14 protein-coding genes and 1 other annotated feature are annotated in these 18,035 nt (G+C 46.8%); of the genes, 3 read left to right on the forward strand and 11 right to left on the reverse strand.

Annotation, left to right across the window (positions count from 1 at the left end; translation table 11 throughout):
* Positions 1-32: 32 nt before the first annotated feature.
* The 11 genes from F3H97_RS12745 to F3H97_RS12795 all read right to left on the reverse strand — a co-directional run bounded on the left by F3H97_RS12745 (position 33) and on the right by F3H97_RS12795 (position 12,035).
* On the reverse strand, positions 33-1,247 hold the full coding sequence (locus F3H97_RS12745; protein WP_196431575.1) for a M48 family metallopeptidase: 1,215 nt from the start codon (positions 1,245-1,247) through the stop codon (positions 33-35).
* Positions 1,248-1,344: 97 nt separating this feature from the next.
* Positions 1,345-2,445 carry a PQQ-dependent sugar dehydrogenase gene (locus F3H97_RS12750; protein WP_074037754.1) on the reverse strand — a complete coding sequence of 367 codons (1,101 nt, stop codon included), beginning with the start codon at positions 2,443-2,445 and terminating at the stop codon, positions 1,345-1,347.
* A gap of 37 nt (positions 2,446-2,482) precedes the next feature.
* On the reverse strand, positions 2,483-3,943 hold the full coding sequence (locus tag F3H97_RS12755) for an MDR family MFS transporter (protein WP_196431576.1): 1,461 nt from the start codon (positions 3,941-3,943) through the stop codon (positions 2,483-2,485).
* Positions 3,944-4,006: 63 nt separating this feature from the next.
* A complete protein-coding gene (locus F3H97_RS12760) occupies positions 4,007-4,726 on the reverse strand; it encodes an ABC transporter ATP-binding protein (RefSeq protein ID WP_196431577.1) in 720 nt (239 codons plus the stop codon).
* Positions 4,719-5,516 carry an ABC-2 transporter permease gene (locus F3H97_RS12765; RefSeq protein ID WP_196431578.1) on the reverse strand — a complete coding sequence of 266 codons (798 nt, stop codon included), beginning with the start codon at positions 5,514-5,516 and terminating at the stop codon, positions 4,719-4,721. The genes F3H97_RS12760 and F3H97_RS12765 overlap by 8 nt, the downstream gene beginning before the upstream one ends.
* Positions 5,517-5,519: 3 nt before the next feature.
* Positions 5,520-6,065: a nitrous oxide reductase accessory protein NosL gene (locus F3H97_RS12770; RefSeq protein WP_196431579.1), complete on the reverse strand. Its 546-nt coding sequence runs from the start codon at positions 6,063-6,065 to the stop codon at positions 5,520-5,522.
* Positions 6,052-7,236, reverse strand: a complete 1,185-nt coding sequence (locus F3H97_RS12775; protein WP_196431580.1) for a right-handed parallel beta-helix repeat-containing protein — start codon at positions 7,234-7,236, stop codon at positions 6,052-6,054. The genes F3H97_RS12770 and F3H97_RS12775 overlap by 14 nt, the downstream gene beginning before the upstream one ends.
* Positions 7,237-7,382: 146 nt before the next feature.
* On the reverse strand, positions 7,383-8,675 hold the full coding sequence (locus F3H97_RS12780; RefSeq protein WP_196431581.1) for an ABC transporter substrate-binding protein: 1,293 nt from the start codon (positions 8,673-8,675) through the stop codon (positions 7,383-7,385).
* A 160-nt stretch (positions 8,676-8,835) separates the two neighbouring features.
* The gene (gene asnA, locus F3H97_RS12785) at positions 8,836-9,816 is read right to left on the reverse strand and encodes an aspartate--ammonia ligase (RefSeq protein ID WP_074037761.1); all 981 of its coding nucleotides are present in this window, start codon (positions 9,814-9,816) and stop codon (positions 8,836-8,838) included.
* Positions 9,817-9,885: 69 nt separating this feature from the next.
* Positions 9,886-10,126, reverse strand: a binding site (T-box leader).
* Between the two features lie 104 nt (positions 10,127-10,230).
* Complete coding sequence (locus F3H97_RS12790; RefSeq protein WP_078146321.1) at positions 10,231-11,133, reverse strand: carbohydrate ABC transporter permease; 903 nt, start codon at positions 11,131-11,133, stop codon at positions 10,231-10,233.
* Positions 11,130-12,035 carry a carbohydrate ABC transporter permease gene (locus F3H97_RS12795; protein ID WP_196431582.1) on the reverse strand — a complete coding sequence of 302 codons (906 nt, stop codon included), beginning with the start codon at positions 12,033-12,035 and terminating at the stop codon, positions 11,130-11,132. Before F3H97_RS12795 ends, F3H97_RS12790 begins: the two co-directional genes overlap by 4 nt.
* Before the next feature lie 244 nt (positions 12,036-12,279).
* On the opposite strand from F3H97_RS12795, the gene F3H97_RS12800 reads away from it, so the two are divergent.
* The 3 genes from F3H97_RS12800 (at position 12,280) to F3H97_RS12810 (ending at position 18,028) form a co-directional block, all read left to right on the forward strand.
* Positions 12,280-13,965 (forward strand): formate--tetrahydrofolate ligase, encoded by a 1,686-nt coding sequence (locus F3H97_RS12800; RefSeq protein WP_196431583.1) that lies wholly within the window; start codon positions 12,280-12,282, stop codon positions 13,963-13,965.
* Positions 13,966-13,979: 14 nt separating this feature from the next.
* On the forward strand, positions 13,980-14,888 hold the full coding sequence (locus F3H97_RS12805; RefSeq protein WP_196431584.1) for an alpha/beta fold hydrolase: 909 nt from the start codon (positions 13,980-13,982) through the stop codon (positions 14,886-14,888).
* Positions 14,889-15,058: 170 nt separating this feature from the next.
* On the forward strand, positions 15,059-18,028 hold the full coding sequence (locus tag F3H97_RS12810; RefSeq protein WP_196431585.1) for an SH3 domain-containing protein: 2,970 nt from the start codon (positions 15,059-15,061) through the stop codon (positions 18,026-18,028).
* The last annotated feature ends 7 nt before the right edge of the window (positions 18,029-18,035 follow it).

Raw genomic sequence — 18,035 nt, forward strand, 5'->3', positions numbered from 1 at the left:
TCATTTCTTTCGAAACAAGGATTCAGCGACTATTAATAGGATTCCATTAAATCAATGAGTTGTGGTCCGTGTCCCATTTCTCGTGCCACATCAATCGGTGTCATCCCCTCTTCGTTCTCGATGGTCACGTCTGCACCGTGATCAAGTAAGAGGAGGACCGTCTCAGGATCGATGTCGTCATTATAGAACAAGTTATGGAGTGGTGTTTCGCCATATTCGTCTTGAATGTTCACATCCGTCACATTTGCCAGTTCCGCTTCAATTTCTTCATAACTCGCATTCATGAACGTCAATTCTTGAATCGGTTCACCTAATTCCATTCCCCAATCCTCTTCGAGATCTTCGCTCATTGCCGATGCGACAAGGTCAGATAAATCATCGTTCATGACGAGCAAGGCGATGATTGCTCCGTTTCCGATGACAGTCAATAGAATCATCGAAATGATAGAGGCTTTCACATATCCCGCTGTTTTAAAGACCGGTACGTTTTCTTCGCCCGCATGTGTCGCAATCGCTGCGATGCGTTTCGGTAACGTCGGATGCGTCGACAACAGTTCACTATATTTCGCGATGAATCCGTTCTCTCGGCTCGCTTCATACAGATAGTCAAACTCATTCACTTCTTTCGCGAGCGGTCCCCCGATCGCAAGTACGGTCAACGCTTGTTTCGCCGCTCCAAAGTCTTGAAGATAATGCGCTGCCATTCGGTCACACGTATATTCACATGCACGCGAATAAGCTGATCCTAAAAACGGAATGATGCTACCAAGTAAGACAACCCATTGTTTTTGAACGTGGTTCCGACGAATATGTGCCAATTCATGTGCGATGACAAACTCGACTTCTTTCGTCTGTCCAGTACGTGTCAATTCCACGACATCAGAATATAAGATGACCATATTCTTTTGGAAGAATCGCGTGGCGAAAGCATTTAACACACCACCGGCCTGTAAGATATACACATCTGGCAACAAACGAATCCCCATCTCAGCCCCGACGCGTTGAACCAGCTCATGAAGCTCGGTGAACTGACGAGGCGTCACCTTGACACCGTTCGTCCGAATATACCCGATCTGAATCCAGTGCGTAAACATTGAGAGTGCTACGATCGTCCCGATGATCCACAAGAAAAGACCGAACGATGCAATCGTCAGTACGATTCCTAAAATCAAGACAAGTACGCTTGCTGCGACTAATAATGAGAAGTATAAATTTTCTCGTTTATGTACCAAGTTTGAATGATTCATCTAAATTCCCCTTCTTTTTCCAAAATACATGTTTAATTATACCGTTCCTTCCAGAAGAAACAACGAAAAAAATAGAAACTGACGGATTCGTCAGTTTCTAGCGGATGGTCACTTGATAGAGTTTGTCGTCTTGCGATTGCGGATTGCCTCGTCCGTCCGTATTGTTCGAAATAAAATACAACGTATCGTCGTTCAACCACACATCACGAATCCGTCCTACCCCTTCGACAATTGTCGTGACTTGCTTCGTTTCACGATCGATGGCCACGAGCCGCTCATTCCGAAGTGTCGCCATGTATACGTACCGTTCATCGGTCGCAATTCCAGATGGTGCCCAAGACGTCTCACCAACTTCAAACCATGGCGTGATAAGACCTTCTCGTTCCTCGTTTGCCTCAATGAGTGGCCATCCATAATTGTTTCCTTCTTCTATCACGTTGACCTCGTCATGTCCACTCGCCCCATGCTCACTCGCATAAAGCGTATCATCCATCCGGCTGAGTCCTTGAGGGTTCCGATGACCAAGCGAATAAATCCAGTCGGTCGGTTCGCCTTCACCCGATAATGGAATTCGTAAAATCTTCCCCGCCAAAGATGACTCGTTTTGAGCAAGTTCTGGTACGAGCGCATCGCCCGTCGTCACCCAAAGATACGCTCCATCGACTAATAGACGTCCGCCGTTATGGAAACGTGCCCCTGGTATCTCGTCAATCAAGACACCAGTTTCCTCGAAGCGTTCTCCATCCCACGTCAACTCTACCACCCGGTTCTTGACGTCTCTTCCCGATGAACCGTACGTATGATATGCGTAAAGGATGCCACTCGATTCAAAATCGTCGCTCAGCGCGATGCCGAGGAATCCTCCTTCACCAATCTCAAATACGTCTTCGTCCAAGTTCACGTCAGATTGCGTCGCGCTACCGGAATCATCGATTACCGTGATGGTCCCACCACGTTCCGATACGAACCATTTGTCCGCACTTCGAGCGAGTGACCACGGGATCTCTAGATTCTCAGCGACGGCGGTCACTTCCCCGATGTTCAGTTCCGTCTCTTTAGTGGTATTCGATTCTTCAGATGTTGCCGACTCATCACGAGTCGATTCTTCAGCAGGTGGTGGCTCCGTACCTTCGTTCGTCGGTTCTGGCGTACATCCCATAAGAAACAATAGTGTCACAATCCCAATTTGACGTTTCATGTCGGTTCGCCTCCCTTTCCTTCATCATACCCTTGTTTTACGAACGCTGTGAAGGTTCCGGTGGGCGGGCCGGCAAACGGGTTGCGATGATGAATGCAATCACGGCCGCAATCATCGCCCCGATGAAGATCCCATTCAACCCGGTCGCGATGATTTGTTCACCTTGCAGACGGACAGACGCGCTTAACGTCTCCGTCACACTTTGATTGAAGAAATCTTCCAAAGACACTTGGGATAAGGAGCTGCTTTCTTTAAAATCATTGAGTACGACAAAGTTAAAGACGGCTCCAAAGACTGCTACACCGAGCGTTTGACCGACCGTACTTAAGAAGGAGTTGGTCGCAGTCGCCGTTCCTCGTTGCTGATAGGAAACGACGGTTTGTAAGACGACGATAAACATCGGCTGTGACAATCCGAATCCTACCCCAATCAAAGCCACCGCACCATATACCCAGAAATCCGAGCTTGATTGAGATAAGAGTGTCAACGTGAGGGTTCCGATGACGAGTAATCCCATACCAACCAATGCGCGACGTCTCGGGGATGCCACACCGAGCGTCCGTCCTCCGATAATCGATGTGAATGTCCATGCAACAGACAACGGCATTAACATGAATCCAGCCTCGGTTGCTGTTTTTCCCAATACGGCTTGCGCCCAAATTGGGATATAAGCTGACATGGAAACGAGCACCCAAGCTGCAAAAAAGACAGAGCCGTTGATGGCCGCAATCGTTGGTTGCTTGAGCAAATCAAACGGCAATAAAGGAGAGGTTGCTCTTCTTTCCGATAGGAAGAATCCCCCTAACAAAACAAGACTAAGTACGCCACTCCCGACGATGGTCGTCGTCCATTCATTCGTTTCACTGAACGTGATCAAGGCGTATAAAAACGCGGTCGTTCCTCCAGCGAACAAGAGAGCACCTTTCAAATCAATCCGCTCGCTCGTTTCAGCGACGGTTTCTTTGTAAAAGACGATAATCATGATGAACGAGAGTAACGCAAATGGCACGTTTAATAAGAATACGTAACGCCAAGACAGCGTTTCGACCAAAAATCCACCGATGACGGGGCCAAGCACACCCGATACACCCCAGACCGCACTTAGAATTCCTTGAATTTTCCCACGCTCTTCGTATTTATATAAATCTCCAATAATCGTCATCGAAATCGGAAGCACGGCTCCGGCCCCGAGACCTTGCAGCGCCCGAAAGACAATGAGTTGTTCCATTGATGTCGCTAACCCACATAACAATGAAGACACGGTGAACAACCCGATTCCAAACAACAGGACGCGCTTTCGCCCGAATAAGTCTGCCACTTTTCCATAAATCGGTGTCGAAACCGCTGTAAAAAGTAAGAAAGCGGCAAATACCCAGCTGACGAGCGTCGCTCCGTTCAACTCACTGGCGATGACCGGTGTCGCAACCGATACGACCGTCCCTTCAATCGCCGCTAAAAAGGTTGCCAATAAGAGGGCAACCGTCACATTTTTTCTCATTCATTCCATCTCCCCAAAAAAATAGTGGCGTCGGAAGGTTCCGAGCACCACTTCAACTGTCTATTATTTTGTGCGAGCCGCGTCCATTTGACAAGTGTCATCTTTCGATTCGAAAAAGAATTCTCTTAGTCGTTCATATGCGGCTTGTTCTTCTTGGACATATACCTTCCCACAAACAGTACCCGCTCGCATCATCCAGACCTCATCTGCCAACATGGCGGCGACGTCAAGTTGATGCGTTGAAAACACGATGGTCGCCCCCCGTTTGGCCTCTTGTCGCAATAGTTCGCTGAGCATTTGCATCCATAGCGGATCGAGTCCGTTCGTCGGTTCATCCAACAACAAGATGTCTGGTTCGTTTACAAGAGCTTGAGACAACAAGAGACGTTGCCGCATCCCTTTTGAGAGTTCGGAGACGCGCTTTCGTTTATGCTCGTACAGACCGACTCGTTTTAAAATATCCAGAGTCGGATGTGCCCCTTGCAAGGTAGCGTAGTAGATGAATGTCTCCTCAACTGTCCATGCCTCATCAAAATAGAAATCATCCGGCATATAGCCAAAACTCTCATTATATTTCGCGCGTTGTTTGATCGTATAACCATTCAATTGAATGTTGCCGGTACTCGGTTTGATGGTACCATTCATCAGATTCAACAGCGTCGATTTTCCGGCACCATTGCTTCCACACAACGCCACGATTTTCCCCGAGACGATATCTTCACGAATGGGATGGAGTGACCACGAATCACCGTATTTTTTCCCTACATCCAAACAGTTAATCATGACGATTCCCTCCGTACATCACCGTCGAGGCAAGCGATAACAAGAAACCACTTGCCGTAAGCAAGCTCAACCAGACTCCAGCATATCCAATCGGTCGATGCATCCAATTCAACAGATGGAGATAGACATCCCCAAACACATCTGAAGAGGATACAATCGTACTGGCCCATACACGCATCAAATCAAATCCATTCAGAAACAGCGCCACAATCATGCCGTTCACTTGCATACCGTAAGGAAGCCAGGAAACGATGGTCACGAGAAGCGTTGGCCAAAGCAACACGAGGATCGTCCATGTGAGGAAGGCCAGTAACATCGCTCGAATCCGCTTGCGCGCGATTAGTCCAAGCAAGGTTCCGAGCGCTGTCGCGTAGATTGTTAATCCAATCGCGTAGGAAAACAAAGTCATCCAAGCCTTACCTGATTGTCCGACAACGAGCGAAGCAACGAGGAAAGCCAACAGCAGAATAAGTCCTTGTGTCACGAGAAATGAACTGAATCGGACTAAAATCAACTTCCATTTAGGATAGGTAAATGTTGAGAGGAGATTCAATCGCTTCGATTCCTGTTCCTGTCCCCAATGAAGCGCTGTCGTCAATAAGATAAAAAGAGGAAGTAACAGACCGAGCACCGTGATGAGCGTTGCACTTACGTTTGTATAGTCCGCAGCAACAGGTAGTGCTTGTCCGAGTCCTCCGAGTAGAACGAGCGTGAGAATCCATATAACTAAGAATATATAGTTCTCACGCTGTCTCAGACTGCGCGCCCATTCCATTCGCCACAGTGACATCGATTATTGCCCTTCTTCTTCTGTATCCATGTCCATTTCGCTATCTTGATCCATTGAGCCTTCGCCATCCATCTTCATGTGCATCTCGCCGCGCTCCCACGAATGGTCTTTCAATTGTTCGAAGTCCATCATATCTCCACCATTCTCTTCGATATAGGCTTCAGCATCAGCCTCTTTCGCGAACGAGAGAATATTGTACGCCATTGGTGTTTTCGACTCTTTGTCGTACACGAACATCGCTTCGTCTAATTCGACCCACTCTTTCGTATTGAAATCTTTCACGTACATCGCAGCAATATCTTCTTCTTTTTGTTCAGGATACCAATCACGCATGAGACAACCGATGTCATCAAACGCATATCCTTTTTCATTTTCCATGATGGCTTCCGCTGCGAACTGCTTATCCATGACTTTCATTTTACACACTTCACACTCTGTTTCGCCCCATTTGATTTCAAACGGTTCTGCCGATGCACTCGAACATGCTCCGAGTGCCAATGATAATCCTGCGATGGATAATAATCCTGCTACTTGTTTATACGATTTCATGTCGTTTCCTCCCAAATATCCAAATGATAATAAGTAAAATGATACTCCCTAAATTCCAAATCGAACCGCTCCACTCCCACCTTGCTGTATAGGTTTGCGGTGAAAGGTCCGTCAACGATACATCGTTCGGACTTCTCAGAATGTTTTCTAATAGGAGAAGTCCCGGGGACCCGTATAATAATTCTAGCGCTTCATATGAATCAGTTAATAAGAACAAGTACGGTTCGGTTTGAAATGGGATTTCGCTATACCCGTCACGATCTAGGTCCAACGTCGTCCCACCCCAGACATTTCCTTGTACAACGTTGTCATGCGACTCGACCATCGTCACCGGTTCACGATTTCCTAACAGGTTATTTTGAAGAATCATCATCCCCGTTGCTTGCTTGAATTGAAAGCCGATATCGTTGCCGTTAATCGTATTCCGTTCAAGAATCGTTCCTACTGACTGCTCCGCGAACAAGCCGATATGATTTCCAGATACGTTCGTCATCTCGATGGTCGTATCGATTGCCTCATAGAGCATCAGCCCCGTCGCCGTTCCACCGAACTGGTCGTGTACATTCCCATTTTTTAAGACGACTCGATTCGTTCCCATAATCATCGCACCGGTCAAATTATGATGGAGTTCGGGCACCGAAATCACCACATCAGTCGGAAACATCAAGTGAATGCCGTAGCGTGAATGCGAAACGACCGGTCGAACGATTGTGTGCCGAGATCCATTCTCTATGTATATCCCGTCTCTCACTCTCTTCACTACAACTCCACGCAGTTCGGTCGCCTCACTATCAAGGAGCACCATCCCATCCGCCTGTCCATTCCCGTCAATGGACATTCGTGTGACTCGAACTCCATAACTATCCTCAATCAATAGTCCAGTACCAGCGGACTCGATCGACACATCAAGCAGTTGATGTCCGAGACCAGATACTTGGATGGCTGGTACATCGTCGTTCTCACATTGTTGTACTGATACACGTTCGAGAACAGCACCGGTTCCACGCATGATAAATGCGGGATGGCCACAACTCGTATATGTTTTTCCGTCTCCATCCACATGCTCATTCGACTCAATGACGATGGGTTCAGTCAACGGAATCGAGTGTTCTTCCGCCTCTACCTGTGTTGCCCAACACAAAAATAGGATACAACTCAATATTCGTTTCATGCCCCCTCCTTCTCATAAGCGCTTACAACATCCATTCTACTGAAACCCCCACCGGTATGTGTGTGGTTTATATGGGATTCCTGTGACAATTTCTTCATAAAAAAAACACAGACGGTGAAGGGGTCGTTTCACCGTCTGTGCCATGCTTATTTCACTTTGTCTTGCCATACTTTCGTGAAGTCCTGAAGCATCTCTTCACCTGTTTTTTGTCCACCGACATATGCCTGCATAAGGGCACCATATTCATTCACTGCTCCATCCGGATACTTAAACCAGTTCCAAGAGATGGTCTTCCCTTCATTCGAATACGCCAAGATATCGTCTGCGAGTGGTCCAAGGTCGTTGGCTTCAATCGACTTGAAGGCAGGGATGAACTTGAACTTGTTGACCATGTAGTCTTTCCCTGTATCCGACGTCGCCATCCACTCTAAGAAGTCTTTCGCTTCTTCTTTATACTTCGAATTTTTGTTGACGACCCAGTTGTTTGGGACACCGACCGGAAGTCGGTCCATCTTCTCCGCATCGTCATTGATTGGGATTGGGACGAAGCCCATCTCCATATCTGGATTTACGTCGAGGATCATTTGTTGTGCCCAGTTCCCTTGTTGGAGCATTGCTGTCTCTCCTTGGGCGAACTGTGTGACTTGTGTATTGTAGTCCGTCGTCAACGGGTTTTTGTTTCCGTATTTAATCGTCAAATCAAACAGCTTCAAAAACTCTTGGAACTGTTCATTGTCTTCAAACTTCGCTTTATTCTCATTGAGCGCTTGAATAAATGCATCCGGGTCGTCTTGTTGCGCCATCGGAATGTTCAACAAGTGGATTCCTAAAATCCAGAACTCTGCATAACCGACAGAGAACGGTGTGATTCCCGCTTGCTCAAGTTTCTCAGCAGCATCTGTCAGTTCAGAGAGTGTTTTCGGTAACTCTTTGATCCCTGCTTTTTCAAATAGTTCTTTATTATAGATAAATCCGTAACCTTCGAGGTTCATTGGCATTCCGTACAGTTTACCGTCCATCGTCATCGGCTCTTTGGCGACTTCTGTCAAATCTCCGACCCACTTCTCGCTTGAGAGGTCCTCGAGTTTATCTTTCCATGTTTGTGCTTCCGTGAATCCACCGTTGTTGAAGATATCCGGTTCATTTCCTGAGGCGAATTGTGATTTGAGGGCCGCACCGTAGTCTGCTCCACCACCGACGGTTTGAACCGTGACTTTCACACCCGTTTCCTCTTCATACTCTTTTGCCATCGCTTCAAGGTCTTTCGCAATCTCTGCTTTGAATTGGAAGACGTTTAACGTGACGTCTTTTTTGTCGCCACTATCTGCATTCCCTTCAGAAGAACCTTCGTCCGTGAGTGATCCGCCGCCGCAAGCCGCGAGTGATAAGACCATTCCAGCCGTCATGACCGCTGTAGACAATTTCCACTTCCGTTTCATCTCATTTCCTCCCTTAACCTTATCCATCTTTACAAACTCAACTTTAAATGAAAACGCTTCCACAATGTAGGTGTCAAAATTGACGGATAGGGTGGAAAATGTTGCACAGAAAAACAGGACTCTTTTTTCGAGTCCTGTTCCGTGTTTCTTCTTATTTATATTACAACAAGCTGATGCCAGCTTCTTTACACGATTGAATGACTTCTTGCGGCCAGACCGATGTTTGCACTTCTCCGATATGACGCGCGCGCAAGAGATACATTGCGACACGCGATTGTCCGATTCCGCCCCCGATTGTAAGAGGAAGCGTTCCTTCGAGCACTCCTTGATGGAATGGGTACGCGCGCTTCTCTTCCGCGTCTGCTTTCTTCAGTTGCGCATCAAGTGCCACTTCGTCGACACGAATGCCCATCGATGACAGTTCAAATGCTGACTCGAGCTCAGGGTGCCACACGAGAATGTCTCCGTTAAGCGACCAATCATCATAGTCTGCCGCTCGTCCATCGTGTTTCATACCTGAAGCGAGAAGATCTCCGATTTGTGAGATGAAGACCGCACCGTACTCTTTACAGATAGCCGTTTCACGTTCTTTCGGCGTCATCGTCGGATACGTATCCTCCAACTCCTGACTCGTGATGAAATGAATCATTTCCGGAAGAATGGCTTCAACACCGTACGCTTTCTCTACTTCCGCTTCTGTTTCACGGAGCGCAGCGTAAATCGACTCCACCGTTGCTTTCAAATATTCCATCGTCCGTTCTTCTCGAGCAATCACTCGTTCCCAGTCCCACTGATCGACGAATAAAGAATGTGTCGCGTCGAGTTCTTCGTCGCGTCGAATGGCACGCATCTGAGTGTACAATCCTTCACCGACACCGAATCCGTAACGACCGAGCGCTTCACGTTTCCATTTCGCGAGTGACTGAACGATTTCAAGTTCATGTCCCGGATACATCGTATCAAACTGAATGATACGCTCCACACCGTTCAAGTGATCGTTGACCCCACTCGCCGATTCGACGAATAGCGGTGCTTGTACTTGAATCAGTCCGAGTTCACGTGAGACTTTCTCCTCAAAGAGTGCCTTTACTGCTGCAATCGTCTGCTGTCTTTCTTTCATCGTGCTTGTTGCTGTTGTCATTTTCCGTTTCCTCCAATTGTGGAATATTTGAAAATGAAGCCATGAAAAAAAGCCCTCCATTCCCATCGAACATGGGACGGAAGACTTCGGTTCCGCGGTGCCACCCAAATTAGTAGACGAATCTACTCACTTTTTCGAGACAATCATCTCGTAACTCCGATAACGGGGAGCGGTCCGGCTACGTCTACTGGCAAAGCGTTCGGGTAGCGACTCCAGGAAGTTTTTCGACGAAGGGTTAAGACCGGGCTCACACCACCCCCGGATCGCTTGGCTCACTACCTTCGTGTACTCGTCCTTTCGACGTCGTTCACAATTGAATTGAGTTCATTATTATAAATATTCAGATTAATGTCAACGATTTTTTTCAAAAAAAATAATCCTCCGTGTAGCGAACGGAGGATTCCCTTGGGAGGGTTATTTAATCGAACCGCTTGTGATCCCTTTGATGATATGCTTTTGCATGCCGAAGAAAAAGACCAGAAGGGGAACGATTCCTAACACTAAACCTGCTAATGCCAAATCCCATTGTTTCGTGTACTGTCCAAAGAAATAGAATGTCGCGAGCGGGATGGTCCGTAACTCGACATCACGAAGAACAAGCGATGGTAATAAGAAGTCATTCCAAATCCATAGACTGTTCAAGATGACGATTGTCACCGTGATCGGCTTGAGAAGCGGAAAGACGATGCGCCAGAAGACACCCCATGTCGAGCAACCGTCGATGATGGCGGCTTCTTCAATCTCCTCAGGAATCGACTTCATGAATCCGTGATAAAGGAATACTGAGATACCAGACCCAAAACCTAGATACATGACAATCAGGCCCCAATGACTATTCAACAGACCGAGGATACTCGAAACTTTCACGAGCGGAATCATGATGGACTGGAACGGAATGACCATCGCTGCCACGAACAAGAAAAAGATCATTGTGGAAACCCAATGTTTCGTCCGAACGAGTTTCCATGCCGCCATCGAGGTGAAGATGACAATGACCGCATTCGCTCCGACCGTGATGAGAAGGGAGTTCAAAAAGACACGTCCATAATTCATCGCTTCCCATGCTTCTGTATAGTTTGAGGTCAACCACTCGTTCGGTAAGGCGGACGTATTCGTAAAGATTTCAGCCATCGATTTGAACGAGTTGGCGACAACGTAATAGAACGGGACCAAATAGAGTAGTCCGAGCAAGATGGCGACGAGCTCAATAATTCCAAGGTTCCAAGAATACGTTCCCGGGCGAAGTGGACGCTGCGGGATACGCTTCGGTGTCTTCTCTACGTTTCTCTCGACATGTTCCAATTTTTCCGTCGTCATGCTTCCACCTCCCGTTTTTTCGTCACGTACACTTGCGTCACCGTAATCGCAGCCACGACCAAGAAGAAGATGACCGCCTTCGCTGACCCGAGACCATAATTATTATTCACAAAAGACTCCGTATAGATATTTAAGGCTAACATCTCGGTCGATTTGAACGGTCCACCATTCGTGAGCGACAAGTTCGTATCAAACACTTTGAATGACCAAGAGATGGTCAGGAACAAACAGATGGTAATCGATGGCATAATCATCGGTAGCGTGATATGGCGGAGCATCTTAAGACGATTCGCCCCATCAATTCGTGCCGCCTCCATCAAATCAGTCGGCACGTTTTGTAGCGCCGCGATGTAGATGACCATGACATACCCGCCACCTTGCCAGATGGCGACAATCACGATTCCCCAAAATGCCGTTTGCGCATCTCCGAGCCATGGTAATTCGAACAGGCTCCACCCCGTCAACGCACCGATCGAGGCAAATCCTTTTACATAAATGAACTGCCAGATGAACCCAAGAATTAAGCCACCGATCAAGTTCGGCATGAAGAAAATTGTGCGTAGGAAGTTTCGCGTCTTAATGTTCATCGTCAATAATAGCGCCAATGAGAAACCGACGATATTCGTCAATAGGACAGACACAAGCGTATATTTCGTCGTAATCCAAAAAGAAGCGCGGAACTGCTCATCTTCAAAGAACAAGCGATGATAGTTATCCAATCCGACAAAGTTGAGTTCTCCGGTCACACCGTTCCAATCAGTGAAACTATAGTAAATGCCATTAAAAAATGGGATGAGTACGATTGCGACAAATGCCAGAAAAGCAGGTCCAACAAATGCTATAAAGCTCGCAGGTTTCTTCCAATTCCCTCTGCGTTTCGTCCGTTTAGTAGTCTCAGTCATGTGTATCGCCTCCACTATCACTGTATCGTGTCAAACCCTTAATGAAAACGGATACATTTGACGGAAAGGGTGGAAAATATTGAACGGAATGAATGAATTTGAAGGCGTGATGAGTTATGATAAAATCAATGATAATACGAACGGATTAAATATGATTTGCCTTGATTCATATTTTAATCCGAAATTTCCGAATGATTTTAAGAGAATAAAAAGATATCGTTCGATAAACGGAGGGACTTTTTGAATGACAACGACGAAACCATTATCTGACCTTACGATTGCCCAACAAGCCAAAACCTTGCCGATTAAAGACATCGCAGCAAAAATCGGATTACGTGAAGATGATCTAGATCTTTACGGGAAATATAAAGCTAAACTTTCTTACGATGTCCTCGAACGTGTGAAAACGCAGGAAGACGGAAAACTCGTTCTCGTCACAGCGATCAATCCGACACCAGCTGGTGAAGGAAAATCGACGGTGACAGTCGGTCTCGGACAAGCGTTGAACCAGTTGGATAAACAAGCAATCGTCTGTCTGCGCGAACCTTCACTCGGTCCGACGATGGGTCTAAAAGGTGGCGCTGCTGGTGGTGGCTTCAGTCAAGTTCTCCCGATGGAAGACATCAACCTCCACTTCACAGGTGATATGCATGCGATCACATCGGCCCATAATACGATCAGTGCCATGATCGACAATCACTTGCATCAAGGAAACGACCTTGGGATCGATGTCCGACATATCGTCTGGAAGCGTGTCCTTGACTTAAACGACCGCGCACTTCGTCATGTCACGGTCGGTCTCGGTGGTCCTGCTCACGGAGTCCCTCGTGAGGACGGATTTGATATTACCGTCGCTTCGGAAATCATGGCGATTCTCTGTCTGGCCGATTCATTGGACGACCTCGAAGAACGCATCAAGCGAATCGTAGTCGCCTATGACCATCAAAAAGAACCAATCACGGCAGAACAAATCGGGGCGGCCGGGGCGGCGACATTACTGTTGAAGGAAGCCTTTAAACCGAACCTCGTCCAAACGCTCGAACAAACGCCTGCACTCGTTCACGGCGGACCGTTCGCAAACATCGCGCACGGATGCAATTCATTGATTGCAACGAAGACTGCATTAAAACTTGGGGAGTATGTGGTGACGGAAGCTGGGTTCGGTGCCGATCTCGGGGCAGAAAAGTTCTGTCATATCAAATCTCGAGTCGGTGATTTGAATCCGGATGCGGTCGTACTCGTCGCAACCGTTCGCGCTTTAAAAATGCACGGTGGCGTTTCAAAAGATCAGCTTCACATCGAGAATGTCGGTGCAGTCGGAGAAGGATTGAAATTACTCGCCAAACATATCGATACGATGAAAAAACTCGGACTGCCTACGGTCGTCGCATTGAACCGTTTCAATTCAGATACAGAAGAGGAACTTGCAACCGTTCTTGATTGGTGTGCGGCACACGGTATTCGTGCTTCGCTCAGCGAAGTATGGGCAAACGGCGGACTTGGTGGTCGACAGTTAGCCGAAGCGGTCATTGACGCCGTCGAGTCGAACGAAAGCAAACTTACGCCTCTGTATGAGTTGAACGATTCGATCGAACAAAAGATTAAAACCATTGCGAGAGAAGTATATGGTGCTGCAGACGTCGTGTTTACCGCCAAAGCACAAAAGCAAATGCAAGATGTTCAGGCTAACGGCTGGTCGGACCTTCCCATTTGTATGGCGAAGACACCGTTCTCCCTCTCAGACGACCCTTCAAAATTCGGTTATCAACAAGGATTCACCATCACTGTTCGCGAATTAAAACCTTCAGTGGGAGCAGGATTCCTCGTCGCCTTAACAGGCAACGTGTTGACGATGCCTGGGTTACCGAAACATCCAGCAGCTCTCAATATGGGAATTGACGAATCCGGAAAAGCAATCGGCCTTTTCTAATAGGGGGATGACACATGATCGTATCGGAGTTGACGTATCCTGACGGGTATCAAACAGAAGTGATGCACGTTCAGGCAGAGCAATCGATTGGAAAAATATTCATGTTTCACGGGATGCTCGAACATCACAAAAGATATATTGAGTTTGCACAGTTTATGGCAGATAATGGCTATGATGTGTTTGTGTGTGACTTGCGAGGTGCGGGTACAAGCGCTCATGACCAACGCACATATGGGCATCTTACGCCAGGAACGGGATTCCAACAACTTGTTGAGGATGCACAGTTCCTAATCCGTCAATATGAGGATGATCGTCCGACATATCTAATAGGTCATAGTTTCGGTTCTCTTCTCGTTCGAAAGCTCGGACAAGTCATGGGGCACGCCTTATCCGGAATCGTCGTCGTCGCCCCGCCTCCTCATCCAGGAGTTGCAGGCGAACTCGGGCATCGCTTAATTGCTACCGCGATGAAACGAACACACGAAACACACCAATCTCGTTTTTTTGAACGACTGTTATTCGGACGTTATAATCTTAAGTTTTTACCTGCTCGAACGGATAGCGACTGGCTTTCAAGTGTTCCAGACGAAGTCGACTCCTATCTCGCCGACCCAAATTGTGGCGGTTTGCCTTCCCTCGGTTTTTTACATGAAGTGACACGCGCTTCATTAGATGTCACCACGTCTGCACGGATTCATGAACATCCGAAGTCTCTTCCAGTTTTGTTCGTTGCCGGAATGGACGATCCTGTCACGCATGACGGAGAAGGGTTGAACGGAATCATTAAGAAATATCGTAATGCAGATGTCGAGCTCGCAGTCGTCACTTACGACAATGCTCGACATGAAATTCTTCGTGAAGCACACCGCGAACAAGTATGGTCAGATATTCTTGCTTGGATGAAGCAAAACAGAATCCATTAATTTACTTAATCCCCTTTTACAAGGGGATTTTTCATTTACCTGATTTTAGAAAAATTATTTTAAGCATTTACCTTTTTTGTAATTCTACTTCTTCTTTCCATTTTTTAAGTACGTTATACTTAGACCGCAATCAATTTAATCATGCTCTCTCATCCGAAAGGGGTAACATATTGAAATCGACACTCTCAAGATTAGGAGTAGCCACGATTGTCTCAGGAACGATACTGAGCACTCTCGCACCACTCCAATCATATGCAGCAACATCCGAAGGAACAGTCAACACACCCATTTTAAATGTACGGTCTGATTCGTCGACATCGTCTTCAATCGTCGGCAAATTAACGGAAGGAACAACGGTAGATGTATACACCGTCAACGATGAATGGGCACAAATCAACTTCGAAGGTCAAAAACGATACGTTTCTTCTACGTATTTGACAATCGGTTCATCTATGACAACAGCCTCTACTACATCCGCTTCATTATATGTAGCTGAAATGAACGTCAATCTTCGTTCTTCCATGTCAACGTCCGCTTCAATCGAAACAGTCATCCCAAAAGGATCACTCGTGACGCATCTATCTACTCACGGGGCGACAGGATCTTGGTATAAAGTACAATTTGGTACATATACAGGATATGTGGCAGCACGATACTTCAGCGAAACAAGTCCTTCGTTTTACGCTTCGACAACTGCCGTCTTGTACGATTCGACCGGTTCAGGTGCGTCTAAAATCGCAACGATTCCAGAAGGTGCGAAAGTCACTTACCTCGATTCATTAGGCGCGACGGGTTCATGGTATAAACTCGAATACGGTTCACTTGTCGGTTATGCACCAGCACGTAACTTTACCGCGACTTCGCTTGCTCCAGAAGCAGTCACGACATATTACGCGGTGAAGAATGTCGCGCTCTACAATAGTTCAGGAACTGGTGCATCAAAAATTGCAACAATTCCACTTGGGGCAGAAGTAAAGCGTGTATATGTGAACGGATTGAGTTCATCTTGGTATAAAGTCCAATACGGGGACACGGTCGGCTATGCGGCCGCGCGTAACTTCTCGACATCAAAACCTGAAGCCGTCGTCAAAACAACCTATTATGCGGTTCGAGACCTCGTGTTATATGAGTCATCCGCTTCCGGAGCAGCTCGTCTACGCACGATTCAAGAAGGAACAAAAGTCGTCCAAGTATCGGATGCTAACTTATCGGACTCTTGGTTCAAAATTGAATATGATGGAGTCACCGGCTTCGCTGCCGCTCGTCATTTTTCAACGAAGGCACCTGAAGAAGTGACGATCACACCATACTTTGCGATTCGAAATGTAGCGATGTATAGTTCGTCTGCAGCCGGAGCGACGAAGATTGCCACGATTCCATTTGGTGCAAAAGTAGAACAGCTTTCACAAAGCGGTCTTTCTAGTTCTTGGTTCAAGATTCGCTATGACGGAAAAACAGGATATGCAGGTTCTAGTCACTTTTCATTAAAAGATCCAGAGGTCGTGGTGAAAACAGATTATTATACAACGCGTGATGTCGTTTTATACAACCGCTCGGATGCTGAAAAAGTGAAGGTTGCGGTCATTCCATTCGGCACGAAAGTTCAACAAGTGTCGGAACCTGGTCTCACGGATCGATTCTTTAAAATCGAATACGGTCCTATTACAGGTTATGCGACGGCAGATTACTTCTCGAAAACAGTACCGTCAGACGAACAATACGAAGAAGAACGTCAAGTTCGTATCTATGTAGATGGGAACGAGCCACTCAACGTTCGTTCGACGCCTGAAGTGACAACAGCAAATAAAGTCGGAACGTTAAGTACGGGAACGATTGTCAACATCAAACCAATTGTCGGTTCAGACTGGGCACTTCTTACAAGTGGTACGTATAGCGGCAACTATATTCATACCGATTACGTCGTACCTGTCACAACGACCCCACCTGCGACAGGTATCACGAAAAAAGTTTCGTATACTAGTTATCCGATGACAGTTCGTCAGATGGCAGACCGTCAAGTGGCTCAATTCGCCCAAACGGATGCACATCGATACGATGAAGCCTACCTACCTCGTGCTTGGGTAAGTGTCAACGGATCGACAGGAAAGATTGTGAAATCTGAGATGACTGTTGTCTCAGGGTTAGGAACCGCTTTGAAGATGACAGCCTCTTCAAGCTCGTCCTCGCTCGTCACCATTCCATATGGTGCGTCAATTCAATACGTTGACCGTTATACTTCGGGGTCAACCGTTTGGTATAAAGTAAAATACGGCACGATGACCGGTTACGTGACACCAAGTTCAGTCGTCGGAACCGCCAACATTTTGAGCCGTCCAATTTTAACATCTCATGCGTACGGTCAAATTAATACAGGCGAAACCGTTACGATTACAGGTCAATCCGGCACATACTATACGATTTCGTATAAACGACCGGCCGGACACAATATCCGAGTCTTTGATAACACTTGGCGCCGTGCATCAGTTGATGATCTTCTTCCATACGTCGATCCTAGCCAGATTGATGCAAACTCTCGATCATTCTATCAATTCTTAGATTTATCGAAGAGCGCTGGGACAACTGCGACAACATTGAACAAGGTCCTCACATCAAAAGGAACGCTCAGCGGACAAGGTCAGGCATTCGTTGATGCGGCTAGTATGTATGGCGTGAACGAAGTGTATCTTCTCTCGCATGCCATCCTTGAAACTGGACATGGTACATCCCTTCTCGCAAAAGGAGTTCCTGTCGATAAAGATGGGAATGCATTAATTAACTCGAGTGGGAACCGGATTTATCCGGAACGTCCTGTTGCAGCAACCGTCTATAATATGTACGGTATTCAAGCAACAGATAGCAACCCTCTTGGAAATGGCGCCAAATACGCCTTCCAACAAAAGTGGTTCTCTCCTAAAGAAGCGATTATCGGAGGAGCTTACTGGATTGGGGCTAGCTATATCAATCACCCGACATATAAACAAAATACGCTGTATAAGATGCGCTTCAATCCTTCTTCACCAGGAACGCACCAATATGCAACGGATATCGGATGGGCCGCAAAACAAACGACAAGCATCTATAATATCTATCAATCACTTGATGCTTACACACTCAACTTCGATGTACCAAAATATCAGTAAAAAAGGA

The sequence above is a fragment of the Exiguobacterium sp. SRB7LM genome, from assembly GCF_015712685.1.
Classification (GTDB): Bacteria; Bacillota; Bacilli; order Exiguobacteriales; family Exiguobacteriaceae; genus Exiguobacterium; species Exiguobacterium profundum.

Coding starts and splice junctions, on each gene's coding strand:
- F3H97_RS12780 (WP_196431581.1), bottom strand. CDS start 8,675: ATGAAACGGAAGTGGAAATTGTCTACAGCGGTCATGACGGCTGGAATG.
- F3H97_RS12800 (WP_196431583.1), top strand. CDS start 12,280: ATGACAACGACGAAACCATTATCTGACCTTACGATTGCCCAACAAGCC.
- F3H97_RS12770 (WP_196431579.1), bottom strand. CDS start 6,065: ATGAAATCGTATAAACAAGTAGCAGGATTATTATCCATCGCAGGATTA.
- F3H97_RS12760 (WP_196431577.1), bottom strand. CDS start 4,726: ATGATTAACTGTTTGGATGTAGGGAAAAAATACGGTGATTCGTGGTCA.
- asnA (WP_074037761.1), bottom strand. CDS start 9,816: ATGACAACAGCAACAAGCACGATGAAAGAAAGACAGCAGACGATTGCA.
- F3H97_RS12805 (WP_196431584.1), top strand. CDS start 13,980: ATGATCGTATCGGAGTTGACGTATCCTGACGGGTATCAAACAGAAGTG.
- F3H97_RS12745 (WP_196431575.1), bottom strand. CDS start 1,247: ATGAATCATTCAAACTTGGTACATAAACGAGAAAATTTATACTTCTCA.
- F3H97_RS12755 (WP_196431576.1), bottom strand. CDS start 3,943: ATGAGAAAAAATGTGACGGTTGCCCTCTTATTGGCAACCTTTTTAGCG.
- F3H97_RS12750 (WP_074037754.1), bottom strand. CDS start 2,445: ATGAAACGTCAAATTGGGATTGTGACACTATTGTTTCTTATGGGATGT.
- F3H97_RS12775 (WP_196431580.1), bottom strand. CDS start 7,236: ATGAAACGAATATTGAGTTGTATCCTATTTTTGTGTTGGGCAACACAG.
- F3H97_RS12790 (WP_078146321.1), bottom strand. CDS start 11,133: ATGACGACGGAAAAATTGGAACATGTCGAGAGAAACGTAGAGAAGACA.
- F3H97_RS12765 (WP_196431578.1), bottom strand. CDS start 5,516: ATGTCACTGTGGCGAATGGAATGGGCGCGCAGTCTGAGACAGCGTGAG.
- F3H97_RS12795 (WP_196431582.1), bottom strand. CDS start 12,035: ATGACTGAGACTACTAAACGGACGAAACGCAGAGGGAATTGGAAGAAA.